Origin of the sequence: Lacticaseibacillus porcinae, from assembly GCF_003946305.1 — a bacterium.
Lineage (GTDB): Bacteria > Bacillota > Bacilli > Lactobacillales > Lactobacillaceae > Lacticaseibacillus > Lacticaseibacillus porcinae.
Window position 1 is genome coordinate 197,337 of record NZ_RHNS01000001.1, and the last position, 15,669, is coordinate 213,005.

General features: G+C 48.4%; 13 protein-coding genes. 1 reads left to right on the forward strand and 12 read right to left on the reverse strand.

Features of this window, described 5'->3' with window-relative positions; genetic code table 11:
- Nucleotides 1-7: 7 nt before the first annotated feature.
- From plsX to EKM92_RS00920, 4 genes are all read right to left on the reverse strand, one after another.
- Entirely contained in the window at nt 8-1,012 is a 1,005-nt protein-coding gene (gene plsX / locus EKM92_RS00905; RefSeq protein ID WP_125706955.1) for a phosphate acyltransferase PlsX, read from the reverse strand.
- An 11-nt stretch (nt 1,013-1,023) separates the two neighbouring features.
- Nucleotides 1,024-3,063: an ATP-dependent DNA helicase RecG gene (gene recG / locus EKM92_RS00910; RefSeq protein WP_125706957.1), complete on the reverse strand. Its 2,040-nt coding sequence runs from the start codon at nt 3,061-3,063 to the stop codon at nt 1,024-1,026.
- Between the two features lie 75 nt (nt 3,064-3,138).
- A complete protein-coding gene (locus EKM92_RS00915) occupies nt 3,139-4,815 on the reverse strand; it encodes a DAK2 domain-containing protein (protein ID WP_125706959.1) in 1,677 nt (558 codons plus the stop codon).
- Nucleotides 4,816-4,869: 54 nt separating this feature from the next.
- The gene (locus EKM92_RS00920; RefSeq protein WP_125706961.1) at nt 4,870-5,232 is read right to left on the reverse strand and encodes an Asp23/Gls24 family envelope stress response protein; all 363 of its coding nucleotides are present in this window, start codon (nt 5,230-5,232) and stop codon (nt 4,870-4,872) included.
- Between the two features lie 228 nt (nt 5,233-5,460).
- Between EKM92_RS00920 and rpmB the strand changes: the two genes are divergently transcribed.
- On the forward strand, nt 5,461-5,646 hold the full coding sequence (gene rpmB / locus EKM92_RS00925; RefSeq protein ID WP_054713751.1) for a 50S ribosomal protein L28: 186 nt from the start codon (nt 5,461-5,463) through the stop codon (nt 5,644-5,646).
- Between the two features lie 339 nt (nt 5,647-5,985).
- On the opposite strand, the gene EKM92_RS00930 is transcribed toward rpmB, so the two are convergent.
- The 8 genes from EKM92_RS00930 to fmt all read right to left on the reverse strand — a co-directional run bounded on the left by EKM92_RS00930 (nt 5,986) and on the right by fmt (nt 15,640).
- Nucleotides 5,986-7,800 (reverse strand): UvrD-helicase domain-containing protein, encoded by a 1,815-nt coding sequence (locus tag EKM92_RS00930; RefSeq protein WP_164509854.1) that lies wholly within the window; start codon nt 7,798-7,800, stop codon nt 5,986-5,988.
- Between the two features lie 715 nt (nt 7,801-8,515).
- Nucleotides 8,516-9,181, reverse strand: coding sequence for a thiamine diphosphokinase (locus tag EKM92_RS00935; protein ID WP_125706965.1), 666 nt, complete (start codon nt 9,179-9,181; stop codon nt 8,516-8,518).
- Entirely contained in the window at nt 9,178-9,822 is a 645-nt protein-coding gene (rpe, locus tag EKM92_RS00940; RefSeq protein ID WP_125706967.1) for a ribulose-phosphate 3-epimerase, read from the reverse strand. Before rpe ends, EKM92_RS00935 begins: the two co-directional genes overlap by 4 nt.
- Before the next feature lie 13 nt (nt 9,823-9,835).
- Entirely contained in the window at nt 9,836-10,741 is a 906-nt protein-coding gene (gene rsgA, locus EKM92_RS00945) for a ribosome small subunit-dependent GTPase A (RefSeq protein ID WP_125706969.1), read from the reverse strand.
- 14 nt (nt 10,742-10,755) lie between these two features.
- Nucleotides 10,756-12,621 (reverse strand): Stk1 family PASTA domain-containing Ser/Thr kinase, encoded by a 1,866-nt coding sequence (gene pknB / locus EKM92_RS00950; protein ID WP_125706971.1) that lies wholly within the window; start codon nt 12,619-12,621, stop codon nt 10,756-10,758.
- The gene (locus EKM92_RS00955; protein ID WP_125706974.1) at nt 12,618-13,361 is read right to left on the reverse strand and encodes a Stp1/IreP family PP2C-type Ser/Thr phosphatase; all 744 of its coding nucleotides are present in this window, start codon (nt 13,359-13,361) and stop codon (nt 12,618-12,620) included. The genes pknB and EKM92_RS00955 overlap by 4 nt, the downstream gene beginning before the upstream one ends.
- A 1-nt stretch (nt 13,362) precedes the next feature.
- Nucleotides 13,363-14,706 (reverse strand): 16S rRNA (cytosine(967)-C(5))-methyltransferase RsmB, encoded by a 1,344-nt coding sequence (gene rsmB / locus EKM92_RS00960; protein WP_125706976.1) that lies wholly within the window; start codon nt 14,704-14,706, stop codon nt 13,363-13,365.
- Nucleotides 14,693-15,640: a methionyl-tRNA formyltransferase gene (fmt, locus tag EKM92_RS00965; protein ID WP_125706978.1), complete on the reverse strand. Its 948-nt coding sequence runs from the start codon at nt 15,638-15,640 to the stop codon at nt 14,693-14,695. The genes rsmB and fmt overlap by 14 nt, the downstream gene beginning before the upstream one ends.
- Nucleotides 15,641-15,669: the final 29 nt, after the last annotated feature.

Sequence of the window (15,669 nt, forward strand, 5' to 3'; positions counted from 1 at the left end):
TGCTTGTCTATGCCAAGTCGTCATCTTGTCGGGCAAAATATTCTTGAACCTTACCCACTGTGTTGTTTTGCACCATTTCATGGATCTGCTTGATGGTGTAGTACACCGCGTCAGCATCAGCGCCACCATGGGCTTTGACCACTGGTGCCTTCAACCCGAGCAACACCGCGCCACCGTAACTGGAGACATCAAAAGTACTAGCGATGCCTTTGATCCCGTCTTTTAATAATAAACCGCCAAGCTTGCCTTTGAGACCAGTGTCATAAATTGCACCTTTGACCAATTTCAAAATCGTCTTGGCCGTGCCTTCGATTGCTTTTAACGCAGCATTGCCGGTAAAGCCGTCAGTGACCACCACATCAGCGACGCCTTTCAACAATTGATCGGCTTCAATGTTGCCGATAAAGTTGATGTTGTCGAGATTTTCTAATAACTGATAGGTTTCTTGATGTAAGCTGTCGCCTTTATGCGGTTCGCTCCCATTGTTTAACAAGGCAACGCGAGGATTTTGTAAGCCGCGTAAATCACGGGCGTAAAAGTCGCCCATGACGGCATAGTTGACCAACTGTTGGGCTTTGCCTTCGGCGTTGGCGCCAACATCTAACATGATGAACCCTTTGCCATCGACAGTGGGCAACGTCGGCATCAACCCTGGGCGGTCGATACCTTTGATACGGCCGACGATAAACAACCCAGCCGCCAGCAACGCCCCAGTTGACCCTAATGAAAATACGGCGTCGGCTTCCCCATTCTTTACCGCTTGCGCAGCCAATACCATAGAAGCTTGCTTCTTGCGGCGAACGGCTTTGACTGGTTCATCGTTGCCATCGATTTGTTCATCAGTGTGAATCAACGTGATGCGGGTGTCGTCTGAAATCAAAGGCTTGACTTGCGCCTCATCCCCATACACCAAGAATTCGATATCAGGATTTTCATCACGTGCGCGTAATAACCCGTCGATCACCACTTTAGGCGCGTGGTCGCCGCCCATAGCATCTACTGCAATTTTCATCAAAAAGCCTCCTAATCAAGTGTGCCGACTAACTGTTGTTGTCGGGCTAAGTATGCGCGCAATGGAGCAAATTCTGATGCCGATAAACTGGGATCAGCTTTAAACAAACTCGCTGCGACTTGTTGGGCAGCCGCTAACGTGGCAAAGTCAGCGACAGGATCCGCGACTCTAAATTCTGGTAGGCCGCTTTGCTTATCACCGAAAATGTCGCCAGAGCCGCGCAATTCTAAATCTTTTTCTGCAAGTTTGAAGCCATCAGTGGTGGTGACCATGGTTTGCATGCGCTCAACGCCCATGTCGTTTTTCGGATCTGCGACTAAAATACAATATGCCGCTGACTTTCCTCGCCCAACGCGTCCTCGAAGTTGATGGAGTTGCGCTAACCCGAAGCGATCGGCGTCCATGATCAACATCACGGTGGCGTTAGGCACATCGACACCAACTTCAACGACAGTGGTTGATACCAGCAAATCGATGTCCCCATCAGAAAAGGCACGCATGATCGCATCTTTTTCATCGGCTTTCATTTGGCCGTGAAGTAAGGCGACTTTGGCCGTTTTCCCGAAAACTTTTTCCATATCAGCGTATAGTTGCTCAGCATTTTGTAAATCGATTTTTTCTGATTCTGCGATCAATGGCGTGATGGCAAAAATCTGGTGATGGGCGTTCAACTCTTGTTGCATCCGCTGCAAGGCTTCACGCATTTGATTGTGGCGCACCCAAGTGGTGGTGATCGGCTGTCGTCCTGCTGGGAGTTCGTCGATCGTCGACACGTCCATTTCACCGTAAGTGGTGATGGCCAGTGTTCGTGGGATCGGGGTGGCGGTCATTGCCAACAAATCAGGTTTTAAGCCTTTGTCTTGTAAAATCTGCCGTTGTTTGACCCCGAAGCGATGTTGTTCATCGATGATCGCTAACCCTAAGTTCGCATAATCGACCGCTTTTTGAATTAACGCATGCGTCCCAATGACGATATCGATTTCCCCGCTGGCAAGGCCTTCAAGGGTGGCTTTGCGTTGCTTCCCTTTGGTGGTGCCAGTCAGCAATGCGAGCTTCACTGGAAAATCAGCGAAAAGTTTGGTCAGTTTAGCAAAATGTTGTTCCGCTAACACTTCTGTGGGGACCATCAACGCTGCTTGAAAGCGCGCGGTGACTGCTGCATATAACGCAATGGCAGCGACAATAGTTTTCCCAGAGCCGACATCCCCTTGTAGCAAGCGATTCATGTGTTTGGGACTGCGCATATCCGCACAGATCTCATTGACGACGCGCTTTTGCGCCGTAGTCAAGGCAAATGGCAAAGTTTGGATCAACCCGCGCACTTGTTGGTTGTCAAATGGAATCGCCAAACCATTGGCAGCCAGTTGACTATCTTCTCGCAACGATTGAATTTGGCATTCAAACAAGAAGAACTCCCGGAAAATTGCCGTTCGCCGCGCCGCTTTCGCTTCTGTTGGCGAACTTGGCCAGTGCATGCCTTGAACCAGTTGTTCATCGCTGAGTAACCGTAATTTCTCACGGATCACTTGCGGAATGATGTCAGGAATATGACCTTGTTCTTTGGCAAAAGCCGCTTTGGCGAGCTCTGCCAACGTGCTTTGACGAATATTTTTATTGGCGGGATAAATCGCCGCCATGGAAGGCGCATCTTCTGTTTGGGTGGCGAGGACTTTCATCCCAGTCATCGTGTGACGTTTGGCATCCCATTTCCCATAAATCGCTGCTTCCATGCCTTGGGCAAATTTATCTTTGAGCCAAGGCTGATTGAAAAAAGTCACCATCACCACGGCGCGATCGACTTGCACGCGGACATTCAGGCGATTTTTCCGCGGACCAAACCGCGACACCACAGGATCAGCAACGACGATGCCTTTGATGGTGATTTTTTCTTGGTCTGCGGCTTCGTCTAAGGATTTCACTTGCAGATCATCATAGCGAAACGGAAAGTAAAACAACACATCGCCAACGGTGTGAATGTCTAAGCTGGCCAAAGCTTCTGCACGCTTAGGGCCCACGCCTGGCAAAGTGGTGGCCGGATCAGTTAATGCCACAAGTGTCCTCCTTTCTTGTGGTGAGAAAACAACGAAGAGGTCAGCCCAATGACGGTCTGGCCTCTCAGCAAGTTTTTATTCGACAGATACCAAGTATGGATAAACCGGTTGATCGCCTTGATGAATTTCCACTTCAAGATCTTCATCCACAGCAACAACTGCCGCTTGGATCTGTTCGGCTTCAGCAGTGCTGCCATCGGCCCCAACGATCAAGGTGATGATTTCAGAATCTTCATCGAGCATCGCTTTGATCATGTCGACTGTGGCTTGTACCCGATCCACATTGGTGATCTTAATGGCACCGTCGATGATCCCCATCCAGTCATCAGTGTGAATCGCTAAACCATCGATGGTAGTATCGCGAATCGCGCGAGTGACGGAACCAGACACAACATTGGCGAGTTCGCCAGTCATCATGTTTTGGTTATCATCAAGGCTTGCTTCTGGGTTGTACCCTAACATCGCAGTTAAACCTTGGTTGATCGTCTTCGTTTTGACGATAGCGACATCAACATCAGAGGCTTTAGCCGCTTCTTGAGCCGCCATGAAAATGTTGGAGTTGTTTGGCAATACCAACACGTTTTTAGCATGAGCCGCTTTGATCGCTTCTAAAATGTCGTTTGTCGATGGGTTCATCGTTTGCCCACCATTTAAGACATAGTTGACGCCAAGGCTTTGGAATAATTCCCCAAGGCCGGCACCAGCAGCGATGGCAACCACACCAGATTCTGCTAATGGTTGTGGCTTTTGTTCTGCAGCAATGGCATCTTCGCGTTCAATGATCGATTCATGTTGTAAACGCATGTTATCGACTTTGATTTTCGCCAAAGCCCCGAATTGTTGGCCATATTTGAAAATGGTCCCAGGATGTTCGGTATGGACATGGACTTTGACCACTTCGTCATCAGCGACAACTAAAGTGGAATCGCCAAGTTCATTCAAATAGTTCCGGAATGGTTCATAGTCAAATGGTTTCTTAGGCCCGTCGCCGACGCCAAGTTCCACCATCATTTCAGTACAGTAACCATAAACGATGTCATCAGGGTTCAACTTGGTTTGCGCACCTTGATGATGCGTGGCGTTGACCATTTCGTTCATTTCTGCTTCGTCAGGCACAAAGTCATCATCAGAAGCTTCGCCTGCTAACCCTTCACGGAAGCCTTCATAAATGAAGCACAAGCCTTGGCCGCCAGAATCGACAACGCCGACTTCTTTTAACACTGGCAACAAGTCTGGCGTCTTGGCCAAGGCACGCTTAGCAGCTTTAACCACTGCAGACATCACAACGACCGTATCGTTGCTTGATTGGGCAGCTTTCAAACCAGCTTTTGCGCCTTCGCGAGCAACGGTTAAAATCGTCCCTTCAACTGGTTTCATCACCGCTTTATAAGCAGTTTCAACACCGCCAGCAAACGCATCGGCGAGATCTTGAGCATTCAAGGTTTCTTTGGCTTCGACGCTTTTGGCAAAACCGCGGAACAATTGGGAACTAATGACCCCAGAGTTCCCGCGGGCACCCATCAATAAGCCTTTGCCTAATTTCTTGGCGAGTTGGCCGACATGTTGATCATCAGCTTCTAAAACGGCTTTAGCGCCAGTTGCAAATGTTAAGTTCATGTTGGTCCCGGTGTCACCATCAGGAACTGGGAAAACATTCAAAGAGTTGACGAATTCCGCGTTCTTCGCTAAGCGATGTGCCGCTACACGAATCATTTCTTGGAATTTCGCCGCATTAATTTCAGATACTTCCACTACTGATCCTCCAAACAAGGACTATGCCTATCATTAATTGCCAGCCGTTGGGGATTAATCCCCGAGGACCCGCACACCTTGCACGATCACGTTCACTGCTGTGGCAGTGACGCCTAACATCGATTCAAGATTGTATTTGACTTTGTCTTGGACATTGCGGCACACTTCTGAGATCTTGGTGCCATAGCCGACCACAATGTTCACTTCAACGGCCACGCCGTTATCAAGTTGGCGCACAACCACGCCGCGAGCATAATTTTCACGATTTAAAATATCGTTGAGATTATCGCGGATCTGATTACGACTCGCCATACCGACGATCCCGTAAATATCTGTTGCCGCGCCACCAACGACTGTCGCAATGACGTTGTTGGAAATATCAATGGTCCCATATTTGGTCTTGATTTTGACCGCCATGTTATAACCTCCTAAAATGCGCAATGAACTACCCCAGGGTAGTATTTCCCAATAAGTTTAGCATAGGGCATGGCATTTGTCACCAAAGCCGTTTTTTCGCAAACTGATCCAAAAAAAGTGCTGTCAAGTAATTTTCCTTTGCAAAAAATCTTGCACACACCGCGAGATTATGATAAGTTAGTCTAGTGAAAAATTCGCAGATGGCGAATAAGCAAGGAGGTCAGCATTTTGGCAAAAGACGTAATCACTGGGCGCCACACCGTATTTGGTAACAAGCGTTCTCACGCTTTAAACTCCAGCCGGCGCGCTTGGAAAGCAAATCTCCAAAAGGTTCGCATTTTAGTTGATGGTAAGCCAAAGCGCGTTTGGGTTTCCGCTCGCGCACTGAAATCAGGTAAAGTGACCCGGGTCTAATCCGGAGAGTAAAAAAAGCTTCAGCCAATTGGCTGAAGCTTTTTTTGTCCCCAGAACTTGTCAAAGCGGTTTTAGCTGACCGGATAGCCTAGCACAAGGATTTGGACTTGGGTTTAGTCCGAATCCTTGTGCGTAGCTAGCTGTGTCAGCGTTGCTTTGACAAGCTCGACGAGAAGCGAACTTAGGCCAGCCGTGTTGCCGTTGCTTCATAAACCACGACGTTGCCAGATCTTTGAAAAACGCATGTAGCTAGCTGTGTCAGCGTTGTTTTCCAAAGCTCGACGTCCAGTAAATTTAGCAGCAAACTGAGCCAATCACCGACTAGCGCTTTACCCACAGTCAATCAAGTTTGTCTCCTGTCACCAGTACCAATTGTTTAGTCCCTCGCGACGTCGCCACATACCGGCGCTGATCACCGAACTCAGGATCTTGATAATACGCATTTTCCCAATCCCAAACCACCACGAAATCAAATTCAAGCCCCTTGGCCAACCCGACCGGCAAGATATTCAGGCCTGCGCTGACAGTTTTTTGACTATCAGTCGTCAACAGTTGGCCATCGATGTGTTGCGCAAGCTGCTCAGCACTTTCAGCATCTGGTGTGATGATCGCGATACTTTGCGTAGCAGTCGCGTGAAAGCCCGTCAAGGCTTCAGTCAATTGCGATGCATCAATCGTTTGCGGCGTCTCGCCTGTTGCTTGCACCGCTTGAATTTTGCCCGCCCAAAGATCGCCGGCATATTGTGCAAAGGTTTCAGTGATCGCGCCAGTTGCGCGATAGCTGGTCGTCAATTGCATCAAAGCCGTTCGTCGATCAAGAAAATAATCAGCGATCGTCACTGGTGCTCCGGATAGTTTTTGACTAGGATCACCGACGATCGTCAATTCACTTTTCGCAAAAATATTGCGGATCACGCGCCACATGGCATCTGGATAGTCTTGTGCTTCGTCAATAAAGACAGATTTCAGCTCACTTTGTTGATAGGCAGTGATGCGGAGTAACAAATACAACTGATCGAAGTGACTCATGGGCGGCAAAGCAAAGGCTTGGGCAAAAGCTTCAAAGTTCAGCCACTGCGACAAATCATCAGGAATTTGATCCATCGCCTTCAACCACCGCCAAACGCGCTGCATCCGCGACAGAAACGATTGGGTATCGTCGCTTTGCTGCCACGCAAGTTGTCCGACATTGCCGATAAAAGTCGATCCCCGTTCATTTAACACCGCGTCGATTGCCGCAAGTTGTTCAACTTCAGGATCGATCGCTTCTACGCCAAAGCGTGAGGCCAATTGATTTAATAATCGCGGATAAGTGACTGTCATCGCTTCTGCTTCACCTAATGCTGGCAACACCCCTTTAATGTATTGCCCAAAAGCCGCGTTAGGGGTGATGATCAAGATTTGATCTGCGGCCCATTCCCCACGATGTTGAAATAATTGATACGCCACGCGTTGCAACATCACCGAAGTTTTACCAGAGCCGGCGACGCCAGCCACGATCACCACTGGATGCGTTGATTCGCGAATGATCGCATTTTGCTCGTGTTGGATCGTCGCTGTGATTTCTTGCAGTTCACCAGTGCGATCTTGTGCAAGCACTGCCAACAACAGTGGATCGCCCACTGCAGTTTGGCTGTCAATGGCATGGATCAAGTGATCATGATCGATCACTAATTGGGTCCGCCCAACCACCTGCACGGCAATATCACGGCCATTTGCCGTGTATGTCGTTGCGCCAGTACGGTTAGCATAATAAGCATCAGCCATTGGTGCCCGCCAATCGTAAACTAAATCATTGGTATCGGTATCCGCATACCCGACTTTACCCAAATAAAAAGCTTCTGGGCCATCACCATAATCAAGGGTCAACTTGGCAAAATAAGCTTGCGGCACCAATAGTTTGGCATGTGACAACCGAACAACAGCAGCGTCATAGCGACTGTTCAAAGTGTCGATTTGGCGATTGTTGGCTTCAATGCTAGCAAAGGTGTCTAAAGTTTCGGTCATGGAGCCCAGATCTAAATGGCCTTCTGCGGCTAATTGTTGCTTCACCGCGCGACCTTCGAATTGCAGATCAGCGAGCTTTTGCGTCAGTTCCGTGACATCAGTGGTCAATTGCGTGTACAGTTCGTTCAAGTGTTGGGATTCATCCATGTCATCACCTCGGCTTACTAGTGTACGCTGATCGACGCAAAGAACCAGTCTGTTTTTGACTGGACAAGCCATGGTATAATAGTCATGGAGAAGTGGTGACTGGGAACAGTCAGCGCTATTTTTTTTTGCACGCACGAAAACCACGGCCCAGCATTTTCAAAACTGGCCCGTGGTCCGTTACTTATCTCATTTGTTCCTTTGGCGCGCAAGAAACACGCCTTAGGGTGGTGCGGTATTATATCGAGGATTTCGTTCCCCGCCGGATCAGACAGGCAGAATCACCAGCTGCGCGAACTTGGATGGCTACCAAGATTACCCAAGCCTGTGGGCGGACTCCCACATGTTGCTCACTTACCCTGTGTTACCGTAGCTCGGATCGCGGTTTCGTCATGCGCACTCTGGGTAGTAGGACTTTGACTGCTGTCGCCAACAGCCAAGGCGAGCGTACCAATGAAGGTCAAAGACTGCAAGCCAAGCTCGAGTCTCAACTACTTTGATCTTCGCGGAATTCATCCTGAATTCTACTCCGAGTTCAATTAAATTGCAAGCGTTTTAATTGTAAATGTTTTGTATCGTGACACTACGATAATATGTGATTTTTCGCGCTTGTTGCGACATTGCAGTTTCAATTGGTCTGGTGAATAATTCATACGCCAATGTCAAAGATTTTTCCTAAAAAAACGCGCCGACACGAAGTTCGTGAAGGCGCGTTTGGTTAATTATCTTGTTGCTGCCCACGTAAATCGCGACTTTGAATCACCGCAACAATCCCTTTCGTCCAACTGATTGTCGCCGACTGTCCCGGCAGAAATTCATTGGATGCCCAAGAAAACGGCGTCTCACTTGACCAATCAGCTAAAGGATATTTCGCTCCTTGAATTTCAAGGTGCGCAATTGTCGTCAACGGTACGATCCCTAAATACCGATAACCTGCCATCGCCGACAGTTGATAGGCGCCTGGTTGATAAAACTGAATGAAATTTTCTGCATCGATCATCGAAATATGGTTCGTGTAGGCTGCAAACCGCGGTTGCGTCGGCAAAAACAGATTCGATAGGAAATGATCGAGCCGACCACCAGTCGCGCCAACCAAACAAACTTCCGTGGCTTGATGGTCAACAAAGGCGATACGCACCGCCATATCGGTATCAGTTTCATCTTGATCAGACTTTTGATGCACTTCAGCCACAGCCTTGACGACTTGTTGATGTTCATCAATTGTCAATGAATCAAAATCGCCGACAACAAATAATGGTGTGATCCCAGCTTGAACCAAATGTAATGCGCCGCGATCGACGCCGACCCACTCACCAGGCATTTGTTGCCAATTGGCAGGATACAAAGCTTTCGGCCCACCGACTAACAAGTTCAACCGTTTCATCGCAAGGCCTGCAATTTTGCTAATTGGGCAGCAGGATCGCCATTGTAAACATAAGAACCAGCTACTGCAATGTCTGCACCAGCTTTTGCCACCACGGCACCAGTTTGATCGTTGATCCCACCATCGACTTCAATGGCAAAATGCAAACCTAATGCTTCCCGTGCTTTGGCTAAGCGAGAAACTTTATCTGCCATTGCTGGCAAGAATTGTTGACCACCAAAACCAGGATTCACCGTCATGATCAACACTTGATCAAGCATCGGCAATAATTCTTCTAACGCACTCAACGGCGTCCCAGGATTTAACACCACGCCAGCTTTGACGCCGTGGTTATGCATCAATTGAATCGCGCGCGCAATGTGCGGCGTCGCTTCCACATGCACCAGCAACGTATCGGCACCAGCTTGGGCAAACAATGGGATCCAAAATTCAGGATCAGACACCATTAAATGCACATCCAAAGGCAAGTTCGTCACTGGCCGCAACGCCGACACGATCCCTGGTCCAAACGATAAATTCGGGACAAAATGACCATCCATGATGTCAACATGCAACAAGTCTGCCCCAGCATTTTCGACGAGTTGGACGTCACGTTGTAAATTCGCAAAATCAGCACTTAAAATCGATGGCGCAATTTTCATAAAAAAGCTCCTCCTATTTCCGATATGTTGGGCGTTGGCCCGCTAGCTCGGTGTGAAATTGAACATAATCATCATAACGGCTCGTCATAATTTTCCCAGCTTCAAGGGCAGCTTTCACGGCACACTTGGGTTCATTGAGGTGTTGGCAACCGCGAAACTTGCAGTCTCCTGCTAAAGCCACAAATTCTGGAAAACGATCGCGCAAGTCGTCTAGTGTCACATCCAGCAATCCTAATGAGGAAAATCCTGGCGTGTCTGCCACTAATCCACCATCAGTCGCAAACAACTCAGTGGTGCGCGTGGTGTGTTTCCCACGATTCAACGCTTTAGAGATCTCACCAGTCGCTAAACTTAGCCCTGGCACCAAATGGTTGATCAACGTCGATTTCCCAGCCCCAGTTTGCCCAGTAAAAATCGTCAAGCGATCGGCAAACGTCGCTTTGACATTTGCCAGCAACGCCGGATCAAAAGGTGGGTTTGACGCAAACACCCGATAACCAATTTTTTCATATCCAGCAAGAGTTGCTTGGATCTCTGCTAAACGTTCAGGGGTCACCAAATCAGTTTTGGTCAAATAGATCTCAGCGTGGATCGCCTTGCCTTCAAGATACACCAAGAAGCGATCGAGCAAATTCTCAGAAAAATCTGGTTCTGCCGCAGCCACCACTAAAATTGCTTGATCGATATTGGCAACTGGCGGTCGGACCAAAGCGTTTTGCCGCGACTTCAACCTTAATAAATACCCGCCTGATTCTGGGGTATCACCTGGGGTAAATTCCGCGAAATCACCCACTAATGGGGTGATTTTTTGTTGCCGCATTTTCCCACGCCCACGCGTACGGTATACGGTATCGCCTACTTGAATATCATAAAAGCCACTGATCTGTCTGATCACACGGCCCACTAAGGTTTCTGACATATTCACTCCTGTCGCTACTCTGCGGTGGTGGAACTGCTACTACTTGACGCACTGCTTTGATCTGACGCGCTGCCACTATCGGTATTAGTGTTTGGTTGACTGCTACTGCTGCTGGTGCTAGATGGCGTCGATTCACTACTACTTTCAACTTCAGGTTCGCTTGGTCCACTCGATACGGTGATCGTGACGGTTGCCCCTTTGTTGAGTTGCGTCCCAGAACCAGGCGATTGGCTGATCACTTTACCTGCAGGCACAGAATCAGATGTAGCGGTTTGCGAAGAAACGCCAAATCCATTCGCCCGTAATGTCGCATTGGCATCAGCTTCCGTCATCCCAGCAACTGATGGCACGGAAAGTTGATTTTTTTGTGAGGAAGAATAATTATCTGGTGTTGCACTGCCTTTAGACACAGTGAAAATAATCGTGGTGTTAGAAGGCACCACTTTCTTGCCAGCGTCAACATCTTGGTCGATGATCTCCCCTTTGGCAACAGCACTGCTGGATTCTTTCACTTGATGCACAGTAAACCCTTTTTTCCGCAGGTCTTTGGCCACATCGTTGTAAGTTTCGCCGGTATAATCATCAAGTGTAAAGCGCTTAGGACCACTGGATAACACAATATCAACTTCACTGTTGGTCGCGACTTCAGCACTTTGGGTTGGATCACTGGAAATGATCCGGTTTTTATCAACTTTTGATGAATGTGCTTTGGAGACTTTGCCTAGTTTCAAATTGGCATTTTCCAAAGCAGATTCAGCTTGGGTTTGCGACATCCCGCGCAGATCTGGCACAGAAACATCGTTATTGCCGCCAGATAAGGCAACCACCACGCCAATGACGATCAACGCCACAGCCACCGCAGCAGCAATAAACGGCCACCGCGTTTTCAACCAACTCAGCTTCGACTTTTTCTTGGCGACAGGTTTCGCCGGTTCAGCTGGTGCTTCCGCCTTGGCCTCAGGCTTTTTCACTGCGCTTTGAGCGATCACTGGCAAGACTTTGGTTTCATCAAGATCTTCTTCAGCATTTGGCACGAACTTTTCTTCATGGGCACGCGCTGGTGATAACGCCGTTTTTAAATCGGAATTCATCGCATCTGCAGAAGAATAGCGATTATTCGGGTCTTTGGCAGTCGCTTTTAATACCACGTTCTCCAAAGCTTGCGGGATCCGAGGGTCAAACTGCCGCACTGAAGGCATCGCTTCTTGGAAGTGTTTCAAGGCGATGGATACCGCCGAGTCCCCTTCAAAAGGCACTGTGCCTGTCAGCATTTCAAATAAAATGATCCCTAGTGCATAAATGTCACTTTGACGCGTCGGCATGCCACCGCGCGCTTGTTCAGGAGATAAGTAATGCACCGACCCTAACAGTGAGTTGGTTTGGGTCATCGAGTTGTCTGACAACGCCACAGCGATCCCAAAATCTGAAATTTTGGCATTGCCATCGCGATCGATCAAAATATTTTGCGGCTTCAAGTCGCGGTGAATAATGTGATGATCATGCGCGACTTCAACTGCCGACAAAATTTGTCCCATGATCTCAATGACACGTTGATAAGGGATCGGAAAATGTTCAACAATGTATTTTTTTAAATCAGATCCTGGGACATATTCCATCACCAAGTATTGTTGGCCATGGGCTTCGCCAACATCATAAATCGACACAATGTTGGGATGGACCAATTCACTAGTCGCCATGGCTTCACGTTGGAAACGTCTTGCGGCATCAGGATCATTTTGGAGATCCAAACGCAAGACTTTCACCGCGACATCGCGATCTAAGATCAAGTCGTGGGCTAAGTAGACATTGGCCATGCCGCCTTCGCCTAAGGTTTGCTTCAATTGGTAACGCTCGTTTAAAGTATAGCCTGGCTCGATCATTGGGCTTCCCTCCAATCTTGGTGGATGATCAAGGCGGTGATATTATCAGGACCGCCAGCAGCATTGGCTTGATCGATCATCATTTGCGCTTTGACCCCTAACGGAATCGACTGCGCTAAGATCTTCGCCAGGTCTTGATCTGGCACTTGATTGGTCAACCCATCAGAACACAACAACAAGTAGTCATCATATTCCATATCATAAATCGTCACGTCAGCATCGACATCATCAGAAACGCCAAGGGACCTGGTGATCACATTACGTTGCGGAAAACGCTTGGCTTCTTCTTCAGTCAATTCCCCGTTTTTCACCAGTTCATTGACTAGTGAGTGATCTTCAGTGATTTGCACCAAGTGATTGTGACGGTATAAATACCCGCGCGAATCGCCAATGTTGGCCACGACAAAGCGAGAACCTGAAATGATCACCGCCACTAAGGTCGTGCCCATACCAGATAAGTCGGTGTATTTTTGCGCCTTTTCGAGGATCAAACTATTTTCTTGTTGCAACTCAAATACCAACCACCGAACGATGGTTTCAATATCAGTGTCACGAGTTTTTTCAAAGGCATAGCCAATATGGGATACTGCCATTTCACTGGCTACATCCCCACCGAGATGGCCACCCATGCCATCAGCGACGATGGCTAAGGTGACGGCTTGTTGATTGGCAAACACGCCGACATAATCTTCATTGTTCGGACGCCTACGTCCGATGTCTGTGCGATATGCGTATTCCATGTTATTCTCCGACTCGCTCTAAGGTCGCAATGAAAAAGCCATCAGTGCCATAATCATCTGGGAACAATTGCAAAGCTGGGGCATTATGCGCTTGGGTCAAACGTTCAAGCCCAGGGGTTGGGATCTGATGATAATCAGGATGTGCCGCTAAGAAAGCAGCGACCACATTTTGGTTTTCGGCTTTAGCCATGGTGCAAGTACTATAGGTCAAGCGGCCACCGACTTTGACCAAGCTGGCAACGCTATTTAAAATCGCGCCTTGGATCTCAGGCAAGTGTTGTAAGTCTTCAGGCTTTTTCTCATATTTGATTTCCGGTTTGCGGCGGATCAACCCTAAACCAGAACAAGGCGAATCAACTAAAACGCGATCAAAGCTGGCTGGTGCAAAGGTATCTTGAGCTTCGCGGGCATCCATCGCCCAAGCGTCAACGCGATCGGCTAAGCCTAACCGCGCAGCATTTTTAGCGATCAGCTTCACTTTATGGGGATGCAGATCCAACGCCACGACTTTGCCGCCTGCTTCAGCATCTAAGTATTCTGCGATATGGGTGGTTTTCCCACCAGGAGCGGCACAAGCGTCAAGCACTTCAAAGTTTGGCTTTAAGGTCATCGAAGGCGCCACTAACATTGACGATTCATCTTGCATGGTGAACATGCCATATTCAAATTCAGGCGCACCAGCTAAATGGCCACCTGGAGACACAAGGCCTGCAGGCGCAACTTTTGAAGGCGCGATTTCTGGGAAACGGTCTTGCAACTGTGCTTGCAATTCTGCGACGGTATGTTTTTGCGTGTTGACGCGAATCGAGGCACTGGCAGGTTGATTGATGACGCTTAAAATACTTTCAGTTTTTTCCAACCCTTGTTCCTTGATCAACAGATCCACCAACCACCGCGGCGTTGAGGCTTCAATGCTTAAGCGTTCAATGGGATCTTTGATGGTGTCAAGGCTGGGCACCCCTTGGCGTTGAATATTCCGTAAAATTGCCGTGACAAACTTCGCCACTCCGAGTTTTCCGCGGCGTTTGGCAATTTCTGTCGCGTCATAAAAAATCGCACGTTCAGGGACTTTGTCTAAATACACCATTTGATACACGGCACCTTGGAGTAACACGCGCACCCAAGCATCAAGTTTGCGATTTTTGACAAAAGGCGCCAAATAAAAATCCAAAGTCAAACGATGTTGGATCACCCCATAAACGATGTTGGTCAACAAATGGGCATCGCGAGGATCAAGGGAATATTTACTTAAAGTCGCATCCAACGTTAAATTGGAATAGCTCCCTTGTTTTTCAACTTTTTCTAAGACAGTGACCGCAAGATCGCGGGGATTAGGCTTCACCAATGATTTGATCTCCTTGTGTGATCGATTTGCCAGCGCCGTTTAAGTAAGCGGCGATCGGCTGGATCGCTTTGCCTGCAGGTTGCAATTGGTTGATGGCAAACACGGTGCCATCCCCTGCTGCGACATGCAGTTGTTTCTTTTCACGCAACACCACAGTGCCTGCTGGCAAGTCAGTGGTTTCAGTTAACGGCGTGATCGCCCATAACTTGGTACGCACGCCATTGAGCATCACCCACCCACCGACTGCAGGCCGCAAACCGCGGACCCAGTTATCAAGTTGTGTGGCAGGTAAATTGATATCTAAATGTTCTTGCGCTTTGGTCAAAGTTGGCGAGAACGTCACCAGATCGGGATCTTGTGGGGTTTTCGTCTCATTTCCAGCAATGATTTCCGGTAACGTCGCCATTAACAAGTCACGACCCATCACGCTGAGTTTCTCAAACACCGTGCCAGTATCGTCATCGCGGGTCAATGGCAAGCGACTTTGCGCGTACATGTCACCAGCATCCATCGCTTTGACCATTTCCATGATCGTAACACCAGTTTCAGCATCGCCATTGATCACCGAATATTGAATCGGGGCGCCGCCACGATATTTTGGCAACAAGGAACCGTGAACATTCAACGCCGCAATTTTAGCGGCGTTCAAGAACTTCGTCGGCAAAAACTGTCCATAAGCGGCGGTGATCAATAAATCAGGTTGTAAGGCGATCGCTTCGTCGAGTTCGGGACTACCAGAAAGTTTTTCTGGTTGTAAAACCGGTAAGTTCAACCGGACCGCAGCTTGTTTCACTGGGCTTTGATGCAACACTTGTTTGCGACCGACTTTGCGATCTGGTTGGGTGATCACCAGTTTCACGTCGTAGGTTGTATTTAATGCTTCTAAAATCGGCACCGCAAAATCGGGTGTCCCTAAGAAAATGATAGATGTCATAGAATCCTCCAAGTCTAGTATACAATTTT